The sequence below is a fragment of the Agromyces lapidis genome, from assembly GCF_009749405.1.
Taxonomy (GTDB): domain Bacteria; phylum Actinomycetota; class Actinomycetes; order Actinomycetales; family Microbacteriaceae; genus Agromyces; species Agromyces lapidis.
Window position 1 is genome coordinate 117,183 of record NZ_WBIQ01000006.1, and the last position, 18,727, is coordinate 135,909.

At 70.3% G+C, this 18,727-nt stretch carries 23 protein-coding genes; 17 read left to right on the forward strand and 6 right to left on the reverse strand.

The annotated features are described in order from the left end of the window. Positions 1-18 precede the first annotated feature (18 nt). Complete coding sequence (gene map, locus GQQ93_RS09590) at positions 19-786, reverse strand: type I methionyl aminopeptidase (RefSeq protein ID WP_157424022.1); 768 nt, start codon at positions 784-786, stop codon at positions 19-21. An 85-nt stretch (positions 787-871) separates the two neighbouring features. Between map and GQQ93_RS09595 the strand changes: the two genes are divergently transcribed. From GQQ93_RS09595 to GQQ93_RS09615, 5 genes are all read left to right on the forward strand, one after another. After that, positions 872-1,381, forward strand: coding sequence for a hypothetical protein (locus GQQ93_RS09595; RefSeq protein WP_157424023.1), 510 nt, complete (start codon positions 872-874; stop codon positions 1,379-1,381). Positions 1,382-1,607: 226 nt separating this feature from the next. Beyond that, the gene (rplS, locus tag GQQ93_RS09600) at positions 1,608-1,955 is read left to right on the forward strand and encodes a 50S ribosomal protein L19 (RefSeq protein ID WP_022887850.1); all 348 of its coding nucleotides are present in this window, start codon (positions 1,608-1,610) and stop codon (positions 1,953-1,955) included. Between the two features lie 81 nt (positions 1,956-2,036). Continuing rightward, on the forward strand, positions 2,037-2,786 hold the full coding sequence (lepB, locus tag GQQ93_RS09605; RefSeq protein WP_157424024.1) for a signal peptidase I: 750 nt from the start codon (positions 2,037-2,039) through the stop codon (positions 2,784-2,786). Further along, complete coding sequence (locus GQQ93_RS09610) at positions 2,786-3,478, forward strand: ribonuclease HII (RefSeq protein ID WP_157424025.1); 693 nt, start codon at positions 2,786-2,788, stop codon at positions 3,476-3,478. Before lepB ends, GQQ93_RS09610 begins: the two co-directional genes overlap by 1 nt. A gap of 6 nt (positions 3,479-3,484) precedes the next feature. After that, a complete protein-coding gene (locus GQQ93_RS09615) occupies positions 3,485-3,808 on the forward strand; it encodes a DUF2469 family protein (RefSeq protein ID WP_157424026.1) in 324 nt (107 codons plus the stop codon). A 53-nt stretch (positions 3,809-3,861) separates the two neighbouring features. Here the strand turns inward: GQQ93_RS09615 and dprA are convergent, their stop codons facing one another. Genes dprA through GQQ93_RS18095 form a run of 3 tightly spaced genes read right to left on the reverse strand, consistent with a single transcriptional unit; the run spans position 3,862 to position 7,006 of the window. Continuing rightward, on the reverse strand, positions 3,862-5,121 hold the full coding sequence (gene dprA / locus GQQ93_RS09620; protein ID WP_246192257.1) for a DNA-processing protein DprA: 1,260 nt from the start codon (positions 5,119-5,121) through the stop codon (positions 3,862-3,864). After that, positions 5,118-6,650 (reverse strand): YifB family Mg chelatase-like AAA ATPase, encoded by a 1,533-nt coding sequence (locus GQQ93_RS09625; RefSeq protein ID WP_157424027.1) that lies wholly within the window; start codon positions 6,648-6,650, stop codon positions 5,118-5,120. Before GQQ93_RS09625 ends, dprA begins: the two co-directional genes overlap by 4 nt. Continuing rightward, positions 6,650-7,006: a YraN family protein gene (locus GQQ93_RS18095; RefSeq protein WP_157424028.1), complete on the reverse strand. Its 357-nt coding sequence runs from the start codon at positions 7,004-7,006 to the stop codon at positions 6,650-6,652. The genes GQQ93_RS09625 and GQQ93_RS18095 overlap by 1 nt, the downstream gene beginning before the upstream one ends. A gap of 175 nt (positions 7,007-7,181) precedes the next feature. Here GQQ93_RS18095 and GQQ93_RS09635 point away from each other — a divergent pair, with 175 nt between their 5' ends. Continuing rightward, positions 7,182-8,093 carry a phosphodiesterase gene (locus GQQ93_RS09635; RefSeq protein ID WP_157424029.1) on the forward strand — a complete coding sequence of 304 codons (912 nt, stop codon included), beginning with the start codon at positions 7,182-7,184 and terminating at the stop codon, positions 8,091-8,093. After that, positions 8,090-9,058 carry a tyrosine-type recombinase/integrase gene (locus tag GQQ93_RS09640; RefSeq protein WP_157424030.1) on the forward strand — a complete coding sequence of 323 codons (969 nt, stop codon included), beginning with the start codon at positions 8,090-8,092 and terminating at the stop codon, positions 9,056-9,058. The genes GQQ93_RS09635 and GQQ93_RS09640 overlap by 4 nt, the downstream gene beginning before the upstream one ends. 9 nt (positions 9,059-9,067) lie before the next feature. Here GQQ93_RS09640 and GQQ93_RS09645 read toward each other — a convergent pair whose 3' ends face one another. Next, on the reverse strand, positions 9,068-9,655 hold the full coding sequence (locus tag GQQ93_RS09645) for a M23 family metallopeptidase (protein ID WP_170296167.1): 588 nt from the start codon (positions 9,653-9,655) through the stop codon (positions 9,068-9,070). Positions 9,656-9,927: 272 nt separating this feature from the next. Between GQQ93_RS09645 and rpsB the strand changes: the two genes are divergently transcribed. The 10 genes from rpsB (at position 9,928) to GQQ93_RS09695 (ending at position 17,502) form a co-directional block, all read left to right on the forward strand. Beyond that, positions 9,928-10,854 (forward strand): 30S ribosomal protein S2, encoded by a 927-nt coding sequence (gene rpsB, locus GQQ93_RS09650; protein WP_157424032.1) that lies wholly within the window; start codon positions 9,928-9,930, stop codon positions 10,852-10,854. 23 nt (positions 10,855-10,877) lie between these two features. Next, positions 10,878-11,702 carry a translation elongation factor Ts gene (gene tsf, locus GQQ93_RS09655; RefSeq protein WP_157424033.1) on the forward strand — a complete coding sequence of 275 codons (825 nt, stop codon included), beginning with the start codon at positions 10,878-10,880 and terminating at the stop codon, positions 11,700-11,702. 173 nt (positions 11,703-11,875) lie between these two features. Further along, positions 11,876-12,607: a UMP kinase gene (pyrH, locus tag GQQ93_RS09660; RefSeq protein WP_157424034.1), complete on the forward strand. Its 732-nt coding sequence runs from the start codon at positions 11,876-11,878 to the stop codon at positions 12,605-12,607. A gap of 33 nt (positions 12,608-12,640) precedes the next feature. Then, entirely contained in the window at positions 12,641-13,195 is a 555-nt protein-coding gene (gene frr, locus GQQ93_RS09665; RefSeq protein WP_157424035.1) for a ribosome recycling factor, read from the forward strand. 9 nt (positions 13,196-13,204) lie between these two features. Next, a complete protein-coding gene (locus GQQ93_RS09670; protein ID WP_157424036.1) occupies positions 13,205-14,188 on the forward strand; it encodes a phosphatidate cytidylyltransferase in 984 nt (327 codons plus the stop codon). A gap of 20 nt (positions 14,189-14,208) precedes the next feature. Then, positions 14,209-14,763 (forward strand): DivIVA domain-containing protein, encoded by a 555-nt coding sequence (locus GQQ93_RS09675; protein ID WP_157424037.1) that lies wholly within the window; start codon positions 14,209-14,211, stop codon positions 14,761-14,763. Positions 14,764-14,817: 54 nt separating this feature from the next. Continuing rightward, positions 14,818-15,474 (forward strand): aggregation-promoting factor C-terminal-like domain-containing protein, encoded by a 657-nt coding sequence (locus tag GQQ93_RS09680; RefSeq protein WP_246192258.1) that lies wholly within the window; start codon positions 14,818-14,820, stop codon positions 15,472-15,474. A gap of 48 nt (positions 15,475-15,522) precedes the next feature. After that, on the forward strand, positions 15,523-15,831 hold the full coding sequence (locus GQQ93_RS09685) for a hypothetical protein (RefSeq protein ID WP_212277303.1): 309 nt from the start codon (positions 15,523-15,525) through the stop codon (positions 15,829-15,831). Positions 15,832-15,848: 17 nt separating this feature from the next. Then, positions 15,849-16,613 carry an alpha/beta hydrolase gene (locus tag GQQ93_RS09690; RefSeq protein WP_157424243.1) on the forward strand — a complete coding sequence of 255 codons (765 nt, stop codon included), beginning with the start codon at positions 15,849-15,851 and terminating at the stop codon, positions 16,611-16,613. Positions 16,614-16,677: 64 nt separating this feature from the next. Further along, entirely contained in the window at positions 16,678-17,502 is an 825-nt protein-coding gene (locus GQQ93_RS09695; protein ID WP_157424038.1) for an alpha/beta fold hydrolase, read from the forward strand. 145 nt (positions 17,503-17,647) lie between these two features. Here GQQ93_RS09695 and GQQ93_RS09700 read toward each other — a convergent pair whose 3' ends face one another. Further along, on the reverse strand, positions 17,648-18,712 hold the full coding sequence (locus tag GQQ93_RS09700) for an AI-2E family transporter (RefSeq protein ID WP_157424039.1): 1,065 nt from the start codon (positions 18,710-18,712) through the stop codon (positions 17,648-17,650). Positions 18,713-18,727: the final 15 nt, after the last annotated feature.

Below are 18,727 nucleotides of genomic sequence, written 5' to 3' on the forward strand. Positions count from 1 at the left end.
GCTGCCTCGAGTAACGCATCAGCCGCGCTGCGTGAGCACGATCGGGTCGCCGTCGGTGATGGCGATCGTGTGCTCGGAGTGCGCACCGCGCGAGCCGTCGGCACTGCGCAGCGTCCAGCCGTCGGGGTCGGTGAAGATCTCGTCGGTCGTCTGGAGGAACCACGGCTCGATCGCGACGACGAGGCCCGGCTTCAGCGGCAACCCGCGACCCGGTCGCCCGTTGTTCGGGATGTGCGGGTCGCCGTGCATGGTGCGACCGACGCCGTGGCCGCCGAAATCGGTGTTGATCGAGTAGCCGTCGGCCTTCGCGACGTCGGCGATCGCGCGCGAGATGTCGCCGATGCGGTTGCCGGTGCGGGCGGCGGCGATGCCGGCGTCGAGTGCGCGCTGCGTCGTGTCGATCAGGCGCAGGTCCTCGTCGCGCGGGGTGCCGACGACGACCGAGATCGCCGAGTCCGAGACCCACCCGTTCAGCGAGGCCGCGAAGTCGAGGCTCAGCAGGTCGCCGTCGCGCAGCTTGTAGTCGCGCGGGAGGCCGTGCAGCACCGCGTCGTTCACCGAGGTGCAGATGACCTTGCCGAACGGGCTCGCCCCGAACGACGGGTGGTAGTCGATGTAGCAGCTCTCGGCACCCGCCTTGCGGATCATCTCGTGCGCGAGCGCATCGAGCTCGAGCAGGTTGACGCCGACGGCGGCCGCCTTCGACGTCGCCTCGATCACGCTGGCCACGAAACGGCCCGCGGGCCGCATCTCCTCGAGCTCGGCGGGGGTCCTCAGTTCGATCACGCTCATCATCTCCGAGACCATTCTGTCGTCTCCGCCCTGAGTGAACACCCGGCGCGCTCACGGCCCGGCGGATTACGCTGGCCTCATGCTCATCCGGCGCCTCTTCTACCGCTGGCAGTTCATCGCGATCGTCGCACTGCCGGTGTGGCTGCTCGTGGGCTGGGCGATCTTCGGCTCGGGGGGCTGGGGCACCCTCGGCCTCGTGATCGTCGTGCCCGTCGCCTTCCTCACCCTCGGGGTCGTCGCGCTCCTGGTGAACGCGCGGACGACGGTGCGGAGTGAGCGGGCGGTCTCCTGGACCGACGTCGGCGTGATCGGCGCCTGGCACGCCTCCCTCATCGCCACCGGCTTCTACACCGAGGGGTCGACGTTCTTCGGCGTCCTCGCGATCGTCGCGGCGATCGCCGCGTTCTGGGTCGCGCTCTGGCAGCTCGTGAAAGACGGCGCGAAGCGCATGAACGCCTCGATGGCCGAGTTCGAACGGCTCGCGGCCGAGCAGCAGGGCGGTGCGCCGCGTCAGGATGCCCCCGGCACGCGCCGTCCGCCGTTCGACGACGGCGACGACGTCATCATCATCCACGAGGTGCGCGACTGACGCGTGCGGCGGCGGCGCCGTGGCATCCTCGGGACTGTGTCGCCCGCTTTGCCTGCCGGGGGATCGGCATGGCACAATAGAGGATTGTGCCGCTGCGGGAGCGATCCCGCCGACGTCTCTGCCTCCGGGGAGCATGCGACGCACGGGTCATCCGTGCGAGGCGGCACCAGACACTTTCCATTCAAGATCCGCGTTCGACCGGTTGCGGGCGCAGAGAGCGAACATCATGCACATTCTCGACCATGTCGACGCCGCGAGCCTGCGGTCGGACATCCCCGACTTCCGCCCCGGCGACACCGTCAAGGTGCACGTGAACATCATCGAAGGCACCCGCTCGCGCATCCAGGTCTTCCAGGGCGTCGTCATCGGCCGCTCGGGCGAAGGCGTGCGCGAGACCTTCACGGTCCGCAAGGTCAGCTTCCAGGTCGGCGTCGAGCGCAAGTTCCCGGTGCACTCGCCGGTCATCGACCACATCGAGGTCGTCACCCGCGGTGACGTGCGTCGCGCGAAGCTCTACTACCTGCGCAAGCTCCGTGGCAAGAAGGCCAAGATCAAGGAGAAGCGCGACGCCTGATCCGTCAGCGCGAATCGCGGTCACCCGCGAACTCCGACCGAGCTCCTCACCAATAGACTGGTGGGGAGCTCGGGCGGTTAAATGACAGAAGACACCACCATGCGCGAAGATCGCGCTGGTTCGGCATCGGCACGCGGCAGGCAGCGCGGCATCCTCCTCTTCCTGAGGGACCTGCTCGTCATCTTCGTGGTGGCGGTGCTCGTTTCGTTCCTCATCAAGACGTTCCTCATCAGATCGTTCTTCATCCCATCGCAGTCGATGGAGATGACGCTCGTGAAGGACGATCGCATCATCGTGAACCAGCTGGTTCCCGAGGTGACGCCGATCTCCCGCGGCGACGTGGTGGTCTTCAAGGACCCTGGCGGCTGGTTGCCGGCCCGTGTCGAAGAGCCGCAACCGCCGCTGATCGCGGCGGTCGACTGGTTCATGGCCTTCGTCGGGCTCTCGGCGCCCGATTCGAACGATCACCTCGTCAAGCGGGTGATCGGACTGCCCGGCGACCACGTCGTCTGCTGCAACGCGCTCGGACAGATGAGCGTCAACGGCGTGCCGCTCGACGAATCGGCCTACGTCGCCCTGCCGCCCGGTGACACGAAGGTCTCCGAGGTCGACTTCGACGAGACCGTGCCCGAGGGGGCGCTCTGGGTGATGGGCGACAACCGCGGCAACTCGAAGGACTCGCGCTTCAACGGCGACACGCCGCTCAAGGGGTTCGTGCCGATCGACAACGTCGTCGGCCGCGCGTTCGTCGTCAGCTGGCCGATCTCGCACTGGGCGTGGCTCGACAACTACCCGACGGTCTTCGAGGGCGTCGACGAGGGCGCGGGTTGATGGCCGGGCAGGCGATTCCCAATCTCCGCGCCGAGCGCGAGCTCTTCGACGAGGGGGCGCCATTCGTGCTCGCCTGCGACGAGGTCGGCCGGGGGGCGCTCGCGGGCCCCGTGTCGGTCGGGCTCGTCGTCATCGACCCCGCCGTGCGGCGGATGCCCACTGGCCTTCGCGACTCGAAGCTCATGACCGAGCCCAAGCGTGACGCGATGGCGCCGCGCGCCGGCGCCTGGGTGCGCGCGTGGGCGGTGGGCGAGGCCTCCGCCGCCGAGATCGACGAGCTCGGCATCATGGCGTGCCTCGGGCTCGCCGGTGCCCGTGCCTTCGCCGCGCTCGCCCCCGGCACCCCGCTCGCCGACGAGGTGGCCGGCTCGCCGCTCATCCTCGACGGCAACCACGACTGGCTGAGTCCTGCGATCGCCCGACGGGTGGCCGTGCGCACCCGCATCAAGGCCGACCGAGACTGCGCTTCGGTGGCGGCAGCGTCGGTGCTCGCGAAGGTGCATCGCGACGGCGGGATGCGCCGCGCCCACGCCGAGACCCCGCTCTACTCGTGGGACGAGAACAAGGGCTACTCGAGCCGCGCGCACTTCGCCGCGATCGACGAGCACGGTCCCGATGCCCTGCACCGACGCACCTGGCTGCACGAGCGTGCACCCGAGGCGCCGGCGCTCTTCGACCTCGGCGTAGGATGAACGACGATGGATGAAGACGAGTTCGAAGACTACGACCGCGAGGTCGAGTTGGCCCTGTACCGCGAGTACCGAGACATCGTCTCGCAGTTCAAGTTCGTGGTCGAGACCGAGCGACGGTTCTACCTCGCCAACGAGGTCGAACTCGTGCGCCGGGACACCGAGCACGACTTCTACTTCGAGCTGACGATGAAGGACGTCTGGGTCTGGGACGTCTACCGTGCCGATCGCTTCGTGAAGGCCGTGCGCGTGCTGACCTTCAAGGACGTGAACGTCGAGGAGCTGGCGACCCGCGAGTTCGAGCTTCCGAAGGAACTCGCGCTCGACGAGTAGTCGTTCGCCGGAGTCGCCTCGCCGCCGCCCTCCGGCGCGGTCGTTGCGCACCGTCATCGGCGCCGCGCCCGGCTCTTCCAACTGCCGTCGACGTCGCGGGCGACGAGCAGATCGACCTCGAGCTCCGCCAGCGTCGACATCACGAGCCCGGGTGCCATGCCGCTACGACGGGCGAGGTCGTCGACCGTTCGCGGGCTTCTCGGACTGAGTGCGTCGAGCAGGCGAACGGCGTCGGGCGAGGGCTCCGGCTGGGTCGTGGGGCGACTCGGCGAGCCCGCCGCGCCGATCCCGAAGCCCATGCCCGAGGCGAGTTCGGCCATCTGCGCCGCGTCCACGACGCACATCGCGTTGTGCTCGCGCATCAGGCGGTGGCATCCGGCCGACGACGGACTCGTCACCGGACCGGGGACGGCGCCGAGCGGGCGGCCCAGCTGCGCAGCGTGCCCGGCGGTGTTCAACGAACCCGAGCGGAGTCCGGCCTCGATCACGACCGTCGCCGCACCGGCTGCGGCAATGAGCCGGTTGCGCTGCAGGAAGCGCCACTTGGAGGGCGCCGTGCCGCAGGACACCTCCGAGATGATCGCGCCGGCCTGGGCGATGCGGGTGAGCAGCGCATCGTGGCCGGTCGGATAGAAGCGGTCGATGCCGCCGGCGAGGAACGCGACCGTCGTGCCGTCGCTCGCGAGCGCCGCACGGTGGGCGGTGCCGTCGATGCCGTACGCGCCGCCCGAGACGATGAGGAACCCGCGATCCACGAGGCCCGACGAGGCCTCGGCAGCCACGTGCTCGCCGTACCCGCTCGCGGCGCGGGCGCCGACGAGTGCGATCGCCGGCTGGGAGCCTGCGAGTGCGTCGGGTCGACCGCGCACCCAGAGTGCGAGCGGGGCGTTGGCGCCGAGATCGTCGACGCCCATCGGCCACTCCGCGTCGCCGGGGATCAGGAGACGGGCACCGACGCGGGCGGCCTGCTCGAGCGAGCGCTCGAACGCCGTCGCGTCGATGCGCGGGCGCCAGCGCCGTATTCCGTGTGCGATCGTCGGTTCGGCGAGGATCCCGCCCGCCTCGCCCGATGCTCCGAGCGCGGCCGCGAACTCGGCGGGCCGGGCGCCCGCGACGACGAGGTCGAGCACCGCGGGCGCGCCGGCGGCGGCGACGAGGCGGCCGAGCACACCGTCACCGGGCTCGGAGAGGAACCCGAGCGCGGCGCGTGCGGCCGCCTCGGCACGGCGCTCGTGGTCGTCGGGCGCATGGCCGCCCCTGACCGCGGCGATCGCGGAGGAGTACGCGGCGACGGTGCGGAGTGTGGCGCTCACGTGGCGACTCCCGTCTTGAAGAACATGGCTCGGCCGACGTGTTCCGCGTTCGGAGCGGCGGTCCCGGCGAGGTCGGCGAGGGTCCACGCGACCTTCAGGATCCGGTCGTACCCGCGCATCGTGATGCCGCCGCGTTCGAGCAGCCGATCGAGCGTGGTGGTCGCACGGCTTCCGGGGTGCAGCCGGCCGGCCCCGCGGAGCCACGGGCCGGGCATCTCGGCGTTGGTCCGCCAGGGAGTGCCGCGCAGTCGTTCGGCCGCGGCGGCGCGGGCCGCCGAGACCATCACTCGCCCCTGCGCGGTGGAGACCCCGCCCCCGTCGGTCATGCGCATCGCCGCGACGGTGACCCTGGGCACGCGCAACTGCAGGTCGACGCGGTCGAGCAGCGGCCCCGAGAGGCGCGCGAGGTAGCGGCGCTGCACGATCGGTGCGCACGTGCACTCGGCGGTGCCCGAGTTGCCGCATGGGCACGGGTTGGCCGCGAGCACCAGCTGGAACCGGGCGGGAAAGGTCGCGACGGCGTTCGCCCGGTGGATGGAGATCGTGCCCGACTCGATCGGCTGGCGGAGCACGTCGAGCACGGCTCTCGGGAACTCGGGCGCCTCGTCGAGGAAGAGCACCCCGTGGGTCGCCCGCGCCGCCGCTCCCGGCCGGATGAGCCTGCTGCCTCCGCCGACGATCGCGGCTGCGGTGGCCGTGTGGTGCGGCGCCTCGTACGGTGGCCTGAACGAGAGCTGCCCACCGGGTCGGCGACCCGCCAGCGAGTGGATCGATGCGACCTCCAGAGCCTCGTCGGCGTCGAGGTCGGGGAGGAGCCCCGGCAGACGCGAGGCGAGCATCGTCTTGCCGGCGCCGGGCGGCCCGAGCATGGAGACGTGATGCCCGCCGGACGCGGCCACGAGCATCGCCTCGACCGCGTCGCTGTTGCCGGCGACCTCGGCGAGGTCGCCGGTTGGTTCGGGCGCGTCCTCGACGGGCGACTGGCCGGGCACAGGGTCGCTGACCCGGGGTTCGAAGGCGCCGCCGTGCCAGATCGCGGCGTCGAGCAGCGACGCGACGCCGACGACCCGCGCACCGGGGACGAGCGACGCCTCCTCGGCGTTGGCCGAGGGGACCATGACGAGGTCGTGCCCCGCGCGGACCGCGGCGAGGACGGCGGGCAGGATGCCGTCGATCGGGCGGAGGCGGCCGTCGAGCCCGAGTTCGCCGAGGTGGACCACCCGTGCGACCGACTCGGTCGAGAGCTCTCCCGCCGCCGCGAGGCAGGCGATCGCGATCGCCAGGTCGAACCCCGAGCCGTGCTTGGGGAGGGCCGCGGGCGAGAGGTTCACGGTGAGGCGGCGGCTCGGAAGCGGGCAGCCCGCGTTGCTCGCCGCCGAGCGCACCCGATCGCGTGCCTCGCCGAGCGCGGCGTCGGGCAGGCCGATGATGACGACGCCCGGCAGCTGTGCGGAGAGATCGGCCTCGACCTCCACGATCGAACCGGTGAGCCCGAGCAGGGCGACCGAGGCCGTGCGCGCGACCGGCATCAGCTCACCCCCTCGAGATGCTCGATGTCGGCGGGCGCGTCGCGCGGCAGGGTGACGGCGATCGCGTCGATGCGGATCCGGGTCGGGTGCGCGCCGGACTGTTCGCACCAGGCGATCGCGAGTCGTCGCATCCGAGCGAGCTTCGGGGGCGTGATCGCCTCGAACGGGTGCCCGTAGCCATGACCGGACCGCGTCTTGACCTCGACGAACACGACGGCCTCGCCGTCGCGGGCGACGAGGTCGATCTCGCCGAGTCGACATCGCCAGTTGCGCTCGATCACCGACATTCCACGCGCCTCGAGATGCTCGGCCGCGAGTTGTTCGCCGTGCCGGCCGAGCTCCGTGTTGTGGGCCAAAGCGACCACCTCCGCGTCGAGCCTCGCGTGCCGCGGCGACGGATCCACGCCGGGCGCCCGCTCCGTGGAGAGCCGGCGCCGGGCGGGAGCTGTGAAGGAGAAGTCGGCGGTCACGGCCCGGCGCCCGTCGGCTGTCGGTGCCGGATCGTAGGCTGGCCCACGAAGGGCGGGGGAGATGGAACGACTCGGCAGGTACCCGGCGGCGACGACGGTCATCGCCCATGTCAGCGACACGCACCTGCTGTCGGGCGGCGCCCCGCTCGGCGGTGCCGCCGACACGGTCGCCGCGCTCTCGCAGACTGCGGCGCAGCTCGAACGGCTCGGCGCCTCGCTCGACGCGGTCGTCGTCACGGGTGACGTGGCCGATCTCGGCGAGCCCGACGCCTACGTGCGCGCCCGCGCCGCGCTCGACCCCCTCGCGCGGGCGACCGGTGCCGAACTCGTCTGGGTGATGGGCAACCACGATGAGCGCTCGGCGTTCCGGTTCGGCCTGCTCGACGAGGAACCCGGCGGTGCGGCGTTCGATGAGCCGGTGCACCGCGTCGTCGACCTCGACGGACTCCGGATCATCGCGCTCGACACGACCGTGCCGGGCTATCACCACGGCGAGCTCGATGCCCGCTCTCTCGACTGGCTGTCCCGAGCGCTCGCCGAGCCGGCGCGGCGCGGCACGATCGTCGCCATGCACCATGCGCCGATCGCGACGCCGCTCGCCCTCATGGACGTGCTCGAGCTCCGCGGACAGGATGAACTGGCCGGGGTGGTGCGCGGCAGCGATGTGCGGATGTTCCTCGGCGGACACCTCCACTACGCAACGCACGGCGCGTTCGCCGGCATCCCCGTCTCCGTCGCCGGGGCGACCGCCTACACGATGGACCTCTCCGCGCCGCCGCGGGAGTTGGTCGGCATCGACGGCGGACGCTCGTTCTCGCTCGTCCACATCTTCGAGGACTCATTCGCGACCTCGGTCGTGCCGGTCGGCCCCTTCGAGGTCGTCACGAGCTTCGGCGAGTCCTATCTCGCAGAGCTCGAGGCGATGACTCCGGCCGAGCGACTCGAGCGGTTCTCACGCAAGCCGTCGCCGTGACCTCGCCCCTCGACGTCGTCGTCGACGACTACCTGGCGCACGTCCGCACGGAGCGCGGCTACTCCGAGCACACCGTCTCGGCGTACCGTTCAGACCTCGCCGATCTCCTCCGCTTCGCCGAGGAGCAGGGCGTCGCCGAGATGGGCGAGATCGACCTTCCGATCCTGCGGGACTGGCTCTGGGCGGCGACCGAGCGGGGGCTCGCACGGGCGACGATCGCACGTCGCGCCGCCTCGGCACGCGGGTTCACGGCATGGATGACCCGGCGCGGACTCGTGCCGGTCGATCACGGCGCGCGTCTGCGGGCCCCGCGGGCCCAGCGCACGCTGCCGCGCGTCGTGGCGGCGCCCGCCCTCGACGAGGCGCTCGCACGGCTCGAAGCCCGGGCGGTCGCCACCCACGACCCGATCGACGTGCGAGACGTCGCGATCGTCGAGCTGCTCTACGCCTCGGCGCTGCGCGTCTCCGAGCTCGTCGGGATCGATCTCGGCGACGTCGATCGGCGGCGTCGCACCGTGCGGGTGGTCGGCAAGGGGGCGAAAGAGCGGGTCGTGCCGTACGGTGCGCCCGCCGCGCGAGCCCTCGACCGGTATCTCGACGAGGGCCGCCCGATGATCGCGGCGGGGGCAGCGGCGAAAGAGGGAGTGAGCGGCGCGCCCTCGTCTCCCCGTGCCGCGCCGACGGCGAGCGATGCGTTCTTCCTCGGCGCCAGGGGAGCGCGCATGGGCACCCGCAGCGTCTACGCGCTCGTCGCCAGGCTCCTCGCCGAGATCCCCGGCGCCGGACCGAGCGGGCCGCACACCTTCCGCCACACCGCGGCGACGCACCTCCTCGACGGCGGCGCCGATCTTCGTGCGGTGCAGGAGTTCCTCGGCCACGCGAGTCTCGGCACCACGCAGATCTACACCCACGTCTCGGCCGAGCGGCTGAAAGAGAGCTATCGCACGGCCCACCCGCGGGCGTGACCGGCCGCGTCACGCGGAGGGCAGCAGCACCGCACGCGGGAGGCCGCCGAGGAACAGGAACGGCGAGACGTACTCCCCGTCGACCCGGACGCCGAAGTGCACGCAGTCGCCCTCGCAGTGGCCGCCCTGAGATGCCGTGCCGATCGCTGCGCCGGCGATGATCGGGTCACCCGCTTCGACCGAGGGGTCGACGGGCTCGATGGCGCTGACCACGCCGTCGCCGTGATCGATGGCGACCACGCCGCGGCCGGCGACCATTCCCGCGAAGCTCACGACGCCCGATTCTGCGGCGACGAGGGGTGAGTCGCGCTCGACCGCGAGGTCGATGCCCCGGTGGCCCGAGGCGTACGGGGTCGGCGGAGCCCGGAACGGCGAGACCACTCGGATGGGCACCGGCACCGGCCAGACCCACTGCACCGTCTCGACCCGTGGCGCCTCGGCGGGAGGCGTTGCCGACACGAATCCCAGGGCGAGCGCCGCCGGGGGAGAGACGGCGATGAGCGCGGAGAGCGTTGCGAGCACGAGCGTCGTCGCCGCGATGGCCGAGGCGATCGCGCGGCGAGGCCGCGGGGCGGGGGAGGGCGGGCGTCGGTCCATGCCCACGAGCATGGGGCGACCGCGAGGCATCCGGCCCGACCGACCGCCCCATGGTGGACGACCCGCACCGCCCTGCGGTTGGGGAGGAGGAGTGCCGATGGTAGAGTGTCCAGAGCGCCTCGCGTGTCGAGGTGACTACGCGTGCCCATTCGGCGATCGACTCCATTCAGTCCGACCCCTGAGATCTCAGGGAGACGGCGGAGCCGTGCCGGGCACCAGGGCTCCCGGCCGCCGGCCGGTTGCGACAACTGAGAACAGAAGGAGAACGGCTCATGGCCGTCGTCACCATTCGCCAGCTGCTCGACAGCGGCGTGCACTTCGGGCACCAGACCCGCCGTTGGAACCCGAAGATGAAGCGCTTCATCTTCACCGAGCGTTCCGGCATCTACATCATCGACCTGCAGCAGTCGCTCGCCTTCATCGACAAGGCGTACGACTTCGTCCGCGAGACGGTCGCCCACGGCGGCACCATCCTCTTCGTCGGCACGAAGAAGCAGGCCCAGGAGTCCATCGCCGAGCAGGCGACCCGTGTCGGCCAGCCCTACGTCAACCAGCGTTGGCTCGGCGGCCTCCTCACCAACTTCCAGACGGTCTCCAAGCGCCTCGCGCGCATGAAGGAGCTCGAGGAGCTCGACTTCGAGGGCACCACGAGCGGCTTCACCAAGAAGGAGCTCCTCATCAAGAAGCGCGAGCTCGACAAGCTGCACAAGTCGCTCGGCGGCATCCGCAACCTGTCGAAGACGCCGTCGGCCCTCTGGGTGGTCGACACCAAGAAGGAGCACCTCGCGATCGACGAGGCCAAGAAGCTCGGCATCCCCGTGATCGGCATCCTAGACACCAACTGCGACCCCGACGAGGTCCAGTACCCGATCCCGGGCAACGACGACGCGATCCGCTCCGTGAGCCTGCTCACCCGCATCATCGCCGACGCCGCGGCCGAGGGCCTCATCGAGCGCCACCAGAAGCCCGAAGAGGCCGGCAACGTCTCGGCCGTCGAGCCGCTCGCCGAGTGGGAGCAGGAGCTCCTCCAGCAGAGCGCCGCGACCGAGGCTGCGTCGCCCGCTGAGGGCGCCGAGACCGTGGCTGAGGCCGAGGTCGAGGCCGCCGAGGTCGAGGCCGCCGAGGTCGTCGACGAGGTCGCAGCGACCGAGTCGGCCGCTGACGCCGAGGCCGCCGAGGCCGCCACTCCCGCCGAATAAGTCCCCGAAGGAGACAGCCAGACATGGCAATCAGCATCGCTGACATCAAGACCCTGCGCGAGCAGCTCGGCACGGGCATGGTCGACACCAAGAAGGCGCTCGAGGAGGCCGACGGCGACCTCGAGAAGGCCACCGAGATCCTGCGCCTCAAGGGTGCAAAGGGCAACGCCAAGCGCGCCGACCGCTCGACCACCGAGGGTCTCGTCGCGGCGAAGGAGTCGCCCGCCGGCTACACGATGATCCAGCTCGCCTGCGAGACGGACTTCGTCGCGAAGAACGACAAGTTCGTCGCGCTCGCCGACAAGGTGCTCGACGCGGTCGCCGCGGCCGGTGCCACCGACGTCGCGTCGGCGCTCGCCGCCCCCGTCGACGGCAAGACCGTCGGCGAGGTCATCGACGAGCAGGCCGCGACCCTCGGCGAGAAGGTCGAGCTCGCGAAGGCCGTCACCCTCTCGGGCGACGAGTTCGCGGTCTACCTGCACAAGACCTCGAAGGACCTCCCGCCGCAGATCGGTGTCGTCGTCGCCTACTCGGGCGCCGACGCCGAGACGGCTCGCGCCGTCGCGCAGCACATCGCGATGTTCGACCCGCAGTACCTCACCCGTGAGGACGTGCCGGCCGAGCTCGTCGAGAAGGAGCGCGACATCGTCACGGAGATCAGCCGCAACGAGGGCAAGCCCGAGGCGATGCTCGAGAAGATCGTCGACGGTCGACTCACCGGCTTCTTCAAGCAGATCGTGCTGCTCGAGCAGGGCTACGCCCGCGACGACAAGCAGCAGGTCAAGAAGGTGCTGGAGGACGCCGGTCTCACCGTGACCGGGTTCGCCCGCTTCAAGGCCACGGCGTAACGCCTTGGTGAGGGAGTCCGGATCGTTCAGTCGATCCGGACTCCCTTTTCCATGCGCGGATGCTTCGGCGCGGGCGTCCTCGGACGCCCGCCCGCCGCGCGCCGCCGGCCCGGCACTGTGCCCGGGCGCGGTGAAGCACTAGTTTTGACACGGGTACCGGAAGGACGGCGGGGATGACGGAACGCAAGCGCAGAGTGATGCTGAAGCTCTCAGGGGAGGCATTCGGCGGCGGAGCGCTCGGGGTGAACCCCGACGTGGTGAGCGCCCTCGCACGCGAGATCGCCGATGCGGCCAAGACGGTCGAGGTCGCGATCGTGGTCGGCGGCGGCAACTTCTTCCGCGGTGCCGAGCTCAGCCAGCGCGGCATGGACCGCGGCCGGGCCGACTACATGGGCATGCTCGGCACGGTGATGAACTCGCTCGCGCTCCAGGACTTCCTCGAACAGGCCGGCGCCGAGACGCGCGTGCAGTCGGCGATCGCGATGACGCAGGTCGCCGAGCCGTACATCCCGCGCCGCGCCGAGCGCCACCTCGAGAAGGGCCGCGTCGTGATCTTCGGCGCGGGTGCGGGCCTGCCGTACTTCTCGACCGACACGGTCGCCGCGCAGCGCGCGCTGGAGATCGACGCCGAAGTCGTGCTCGTCGCGAAGAACGGCGTCGACGGCGTGTACTCCGACGACCCGCGCACGAACCCCGAGGCGACGAAGATCGACCGGATCAGCTACCAGGAGGCGTTGCAGCGCGGCCTCAAGGTCGTCGACTCGACCGCCTTCAGCCTCTGCATGGACAACGGCATGCCGATGCAGGTGTTCGGCATGACGCCCGCCGGAAATGTGACCGCTGCGATCCTCGGCGCCGACCTCGGCACCGTCGTGAGCAACGGTGTGGAGCCGACCAGTCGATAGACTGGGTCGAGTAGCGAACCGTAAGGAGTTCCCGTGATCGCGGATGTACTTTCCGATGCCACCACTCGCATGCAGAAGGCGGTCGAGGTCGCCAAGGACGACTTCGCCACCGTTCGGACGGGCCGGGCGAACCCCCAGCTCTTCCAGAAGATCATGGTGAGCTACTACGGCACGCCCACGCCGCTCGCGCAGCTCGCCTCGCTCCAGAACCCCGAGGCGCGCACCCTCGTCGTCACCCCGTACGACAAGGGCGCGATGAAGGACATCGAGCAGGCCATCCGCGACATGCCGAACCTCGGGGCGAACCCGTCGAACGACGGCAACCTCATCCGCGTCACGCTTCCCGAACTCACCGAGGAGCGCCGTAAGGAGTTCGTCAAGATCGTGCGTTCGAAGGGCGAGGACGCGAAGGTCTCGGTGCGCAACATCCGCCGCAAGGCGAAGGACGACCTCGACGCGCTGAAGGGCGAGGTCGGCGACGACGAGGTGGCGCGCGGCGAGAAGGAGCTCGAGCAGATCACCAAGTCGAACGTGGACGCGATCGACGAGGCGCTCAAGCGCAAGGAAGCCGAACTCCTCGAGGTCTGAGGGAGCGAGATGTCAGGCGTCCCAGAAGAGGGCAAGTCGGACGCCGGGGGGCATGAACGGACCGCGCGCGGCGAGTTCCGCGCCCAGGTGAACGCACGCAAGGCGGGCCTCGAGCGTCAGTTCGAGGCATCCAAGGCGCAGTTCGACGTGGCGCAGGAGAAGATCAACGCGCGCACCGGGCGCAACCTGCTCGTGGCCATCCTCATCGGCCTCGTGTTCGGCGGGGCGGTGCTGCTGAGCCTGCTCGTCGTCAAGGAGCTCTTCATGCTCCTTGCCGTGGTGATCGCCGGGTTCGCGAGCTACGAGCTCGCGCAGGCCCTGCGCAAGGCCGACTACCGCGTGCCGCGCATCCCGACCGTCGCCGTGGCGGTCGCGGCAGTGCCGCTCGCATATTACGGAGGAGCCGGCGCGCAGTTGATCGCCGTGCTCGGCGGCATTGCGCTCGTCGCGATCTGGCGGCTCGTCGAGCAGGCGGTTCCCGGTCGTCGCACGGAGGCGCGCGCCCTCGTGCGCGACCTCGCGGCCGGCGCATTCGTGCAGGGCTACGTGACGTTCCTCGCGACCTTCGCCGTGGTGCTCACCGCAGCCGACGGCGGCGAGCTGTGGACGCTCGCGTTCATCATGGCGGCCGTCGCCGCCGACACCGGCGCCTACGCGTTCGGGCTCATGTTCGGCAAGCACAAGATGGCGCCGGTGATCAGCCCGAAGAAGACCTGGGAGGGCTTCGCCGGGGGAGCGGCGACGAGCGTCGTCGCCGGACTCCTGATCTCGATCTTCCTGCTCGGCAACACCTGGTGGTTCGGGCTGCTGTTCGGCGCCGCGATCTTCCTCAGTGCGACGCTCGGCGATCTCGTCGAGTCGCTCATCAAGCGCGACATCGGCATCAAGGACATGAGTTCGTGGCTGCCGGGGCACGGCGGCTTCCTCGACCGTCTCGACTCGATCCTCCCGTCCGCGGCGGTCGCGTTCGTGGCGTTCCGGATCTTCGGGTGAGCGTGCGCGATACTGGTGCGGTGGATCCGACCTTTCCGCTCGCCCGTAAGCCCCGCCTCGGCTACAACACCGCCCAGGTCGAGGAGTTCCTGCAGCGCGCGCGCCGCGCGTACGACGGCGCCGCGCTCCCCGATGACGAGCCGCTGACCAGCGAGCAGATCCGCCTCACGGCGTTCGCGATGCAGAAGCGCGGCTACTCGACAGATCACGTCGATGCCGCGCTCGCCCGACTCGAGGACGCATTCGCCGCACAGGAGCGCCAGGTGGCCGCCCGCCTGCACGGCGACGAGGCGTGGCTGCGCGAGGCGCGCATGACGGCCCAGGTCGTCTCGAACCGGCTCGCGCGTCCCGAGGGCGAGCGGTTCGAGCGGATGAATCCGCTCGTGCTCGGGTACAGCGTGCGCGAGGTCGACCGCTTCACCGAGCGGTTGACGCGATACTTCCGGGACGGGTGGCCGATCTCCGTCGAAGACGTCCGTTCCGTGGTCTTCAAGACGCAGCGGGGCGGCTACCGCGAGGCCCAGGTCGACCTCGTCCTCGACGCCGTCGTCGATGTGATGCTCGCCGTTCGATGACGTGCCGACTCGTGTTCGACCTGCCCGGCCCCGCTCCGATACACTCGACGAATCGTGGGTAGACACAATGGAGCAGACGCGGCCGCACAGCAGGCGCCGGTGACGAGGAGTCGACCCACCAGGGGTCCCGTCAAGCAGGCCGCCTCGGTGCTCTTCGCGTTCTTCGCGGCGTCGGGTCTCGTGCTCGTCAATATCGTCGACCCGTATTCCGGCGCGACCGCGTCCGCCGAGTTCGCGTTCGACGGCGATCGCTTCGACGGCGAGTCCGCGCAGTCGATCGCCGCGGGCACGGGCTACGAGGTCACGCTCGGCGGCCCCGAGAACTACGTCGTCGAGGAGAAGCCCGAGGTCGTCGTCGTCCCGGCCTCCTCGGGCAGCGGCTGGGCGCCGCCCGCGGTGACGCCCGACCCCGGTTCCGCGCAGGCGTACGCGGCGGGTGCGGTGGCCGCACGCGGTTGGGGCGCCGGAGAGTTCGACTGCCTCGTCGCGCTCTGGAACAAGGAATCGGGCTGGAACGTGAACGCCTACAATGCCGGCAGCGGCGCGTACGGCATCCCGCAGGCGCTGCCCGGCTCGAAGATGGCCACCGCCGGCGCCGACTGGGAGACCAACGCGGGAACCCAGATCGAATGGGGACTCGGGTACATCTCGGGCCGCTACGGCACTCCCTGCGGCGCGTGGGGGCACTCCGAGTCCGTCGGCTGGTACTGAGTCCACCGAGGGCGAACGGGCCTCTCTCGTCGCCCTAGACTTGACGGCATGGCGCGTTCGAACCGATCCCGGGGCCGCGCTGCGCGTGCACGCGAAGGGCACCCCGACCTCGACATCGACCGTCTGACCGCCGGATGGCGGCGCACCGAGGTGCACGCCGGTCGCGAGTGGAACGTCCAGCCCGTCTCCGAGGCGCAGGCCGTGAAGGCCTATCTCTGCCCCGGTTGCGGGCTCGAGGTCGCACCCGGCGTCGCGCATCTCGTCGCCTGGCGCGCCGACGGCGTCCTCGGCGATGCCGCGGACCTCGCCGGCCGGCGGCACTGGCACACGCACTGTTGGAGGTTGGGCGCACGGTGAGCGGAACAGACGAATCGATCGAGATCCGGGCGGGTGTCGAGCTGCCCGCCCGCCGCGAGGAGATCGAGCTCCGCACGAGCGACGGGTTGCGTCTCGTCGGCGAGCTGGCGCTGCCTGCCGAACGCGAACCGGTCGCGACGCTGGTGACGCTCCACCCGCTGCCGACAGCCGGCGGATTCATGGACTCGCACATCCTCCGCAAGGCGGCCGCGAGGCTCCCGGCGCTCGCCGACCTCGCCGTGCTGCGCTTCAACACACGCGGCACCGCATCCCCCCGTGGGACGAGCGAGGGCGCGTTCGGCGAAGGGCTCGCCGAGCGCGCCGACGTCGCCGCGGCGATGGCGTTCGTCGCCGAGCGGGAGCTGCCGCATCCCTGGCTCGTCGGCTGGTCGTTCGGCACCGAGCTCGCGCTGAAGTACGGACTCGATCACGGCATCGACGGCGCGATCCTGCTCTCTCCGCCGCTGCACCGCACGAGTGAGGGCGAACTCGCCCGCTGGCGCGACGCGGCGCCCGCACTCGTCGCGCTCATTCCCGAGCACGACGACTACCTGAAGCCGGCGGAGGCCGCCGAGCGGTTCGCCGGGCTCCCGCGACTGCGGCGCATCGATGTCGCCGGCGGCCGCCACCTCTGGGTGGGGGAGTCGCAGACCAGGCGGGTCCTCGACGAGATCGTCTCCGTGGTGAACCCCGCCGCAGCGCCGCTGCCCACCCGTTGGCCGGCGGTCGACGGCGGTGATGCAGGCGAGTCGCGCGTGTCTGACGAGGCTTCCGGCTCGTGAACGCAGCACCCAGGACGGGCGATCTCGATCGCTCGGCGTCCGAGGTTGCGTGCATCATGGAGCGATGAGCGCAGGATCGGATCGTCTCCCGGTCGTGCTGCTGCACGGCTGGCCGGTCACCGAGACGCATTGGCGACACCTGATTCCCCTCCTCGACGAGGCTGGCTTCACCGCCGTTCCGATCAGCCTGCCGGGTCTCGGCGTGGCACCAGACATGAGCACGAGCTTCCGCAAGGCGGATCTCGCGCGTTGGGTGATGGAGCAACTTGCTCGACGTGGGATCACGAAGTTCGCGTTGATCGGCCATGACTGGGGTGCCGCAGTCGCCGTGTTCCTGGCTGATGTCCTGGGTTTCGCGGTGCCCGCTCTTGTCGTCGAAGAAGAGATCCTCCCCGGAATCGACACCGACATCCCCTTCCCGGGCAGCGACCACTATCCGGCCTGGCACGGGCCTTTCAACCGTGCAGTCGGTCTCGCGGAACACCTCGTCCCGGGCCGCGAAGCCGCCTACTACGGTTCGTTCCTCCAGCAGAGCGCGGGCCCGGCGGGACTCGACCCCGCCGCGATGCGTTCATACGTCGACGCATATTCCGCGGCGGGCGTTCTGGAAGCGAGCCTCGGCTACTACCGCACCCGTAGCGGTGATCTCAGCGACGTCCAGGCGCTCGTCACGAATCACCTCGCAACACCGGTGCTCGCGATCGGCGGCCGGTTCGCGATGGGCTCCGCCGTTGCCGACGCCATGCGTCGCATCGCCGGGGATGTGACGGCTCTCGTCCTCGACGACTCGGGGCACTATCCACTCGAGCAAGAGCCTGAAACAGCCGGGCGCGCGGTCATCCGGTTTCTTCACCAGCACTGCTCGAAACCTGTTGCGCGCGGGCGATGACGGCGTCCACGACGTCCGCGGAGGTCGCCGATCGCCTGCTCAGCCCCGCGTCGCGAAGCTGCGCGACGACCACTTCGACGAAGTCGATACTGCGCGAGTCCGCGCGTACGGCGTCCGCTCACCCGGGTTCGGTCGAAGACAGACCCTAGCGCTCGTTCTGCCGGGGGATCACGACCTGCTTGATGATCAGCAGGAGCGCGGCGGCGACCGGGATCGCGACGAGCGCCCCGAGCACGCCGCCGAGCGCACCGCCCGCGAGCGCGGCGATGACGACGAGGGCACCCGGCACCTTGACCGCGCGGTTCATGATGCGCGGACTCAGCACGTATGCCTCGACCTGCATGTAGATCACGTAGTAGATCGCCGCCGCGAGTGCGGTGAGCGGTGAGCCGATCGACGGGATCAGGCAGACGAGCACGATGACGATCGAGCCCGTGAGCGTGCCGACGAGGGGCACGAGCGAGAACATGAACGCGAGGAACGCCAGGACCGCGGTGAACGGCGCGCCGATGATCGAGAGATAGATGAAGCTCAGCGCGCCGTTGACGGCGGCGAGCGACACCTGCCCGAGCACGAACCGCCCGACCGACTGGGTGATCTGCTCGGTCAGGTCGGCGAAACGGGCACGCTTCGAGGCGGGCACCAACTGGTAGGTCGCCCGCTTCATCGTGTTGAGCGACGCCGTGAAGTAGAGCATCAGGATGAACACGATGATGACCGCGAACACCCCGGTGCCGATCGCCACGGCGACCTGCAGCACCCCGCCCGCGAGTTCCGAGAGCTTGTCGGGGTTCGTGAAGAAGTCGGTGAGCGCCGCGGTGACCTGATCGGCGATCTCGTCGACCTTGAGCAGCGGGAACTGCTCCTGGAGGAACTCGAGCCAGTCCTGGGCGGTCACCTGCTCGACGATCCGCGGGATCTCGTCGATGAAGTCGCTCACCTGCTCGACGATCGTCGGCACGACCGCGAGCACGAGGGCGGCGGCGATGAGCCCGACGCCGCTCATGACGATCAGGATCGCGGACCAACGCGGAAGCCCTCGGCGCTCGAGCCAGCTGATCGCCGGGTCGAGGCCGAGGGCCAGGAAGAGCGCTGCTCCGATGTAGGTGATGATCGCCGAGAGGCTGACGATCGAGGCCAGGATGAAGAGCCCGACTCCGACACCGAGGGTGCCGACGAGCCCGATTCGGAACGCGTTCTGGATCTTCACGGGATACGCGCTCCT

What these genes read in the sequence shown, in the direction of transcription:
- GQQ93_RS09595 (WP_157424023.1), top strand. Translation starts at nt 872, where the DNA reads ATGCTCATCCGGCGCCTCTTCTACCGCTGGCAGTTCATCGCGATCGTC.
- rplS (WP_022887850.1), top strand. Translation starts at nt 1,608, where the DNA reads ATGCACATTCTCGACCATGTCGACGCCGCGAGCCTGCGGTCGGACATC.
- lepB (WP_157424024.1), top strand. Translation starts at nt 2,037, where the DNA reads ATGACAGAAGACACCACCATGCGCGAAGATCGCGCTGGTTCGGCATCG.
- GQQ93_RS09610 (WP_157424025.1), top strand. Translation starts at nt 2,786, where the DNA reads ATGGCCGGGCAGGCGATTCCCAATCTCCGCGCCGAGCGCGAGCTCTTC.
- GQQ93_RS09615 (WP_157424026.1), top strand. Translation starts at nt 3,485, where the DNA reads ATGGATGAAGACGAGTTCGAAGACTACGACCGCGAGGTCGAGTTGGCC.
- GQQ93_RS09625 (WP_157424027.1), bottom strand. Translation starts at nt 6,650, where the DNA reads ATGCCGGTCGCGCGCACGGCCTCGGTCGCCCTGCTCGGGCTCACCGGT.
- GQQ93_RS09635 (WP_157424029.1), top strand. Translation starts at nt 7,182, where the DNA reads ATGGAACGACTCGGCAGGTACCCGGCGGCGACGACGGTCATCGCCCAT.
- GQQ93_RS09645 (WP_170296167.1), bottom strand. Translation starts at nt 9,655, where the DNA reads ATGGACCGACGCCCGCCCTCCCCCGCCCCGCGGCCTCGCCGCGCGATC.
- rpsB (WP_157424032.1), top strand. Translation starts at nt 9,928, where the DNA reads ATGGCCGTCGTCACCATTCGCCAGCTGCTCGACAGCGGCGTGCACTTC.
- tsf (WP_157424033.1), top strand. Translation starts at nt 10,878, where the DNA reads ATGGCAATCAGCATCGCTGACATCAAGACCCTGCGCGAGCAGCTCGGC.
- pyrH (WP_157424034.1), top strand. Translation starts at nt 11,876, where the DNA reads ATGACGGAACGCAAGCGCAGAGTGATGCTGAAGCTCTCAGGGGAGGCA.
- GQQ93_RS09670 (WP_157424036.1), top strand. Translation starts at nt 13,205, where the DNA reads ATGTCAGGCGTCCCAGAAGAGGGCAAGTCGGACGCCGGGGGGCATGAA.
- GQQ93_RS09685 (WP_212277303.1), top strand. Translation starts at nt 15,523, where the DNA reads ATGGCGCGTTCGAACCGATCCCGGGGCCGCGCTGCGCGTGCACGCGAA.
- GQQ93_RS09695 (WP_157424038.1), top strand. Translation starts at nt 16,678, where the DNA reads ATGAGCGCAGGATCGGATCGTCTCCCGGTCGTGCTGCTGCACGGCTGG.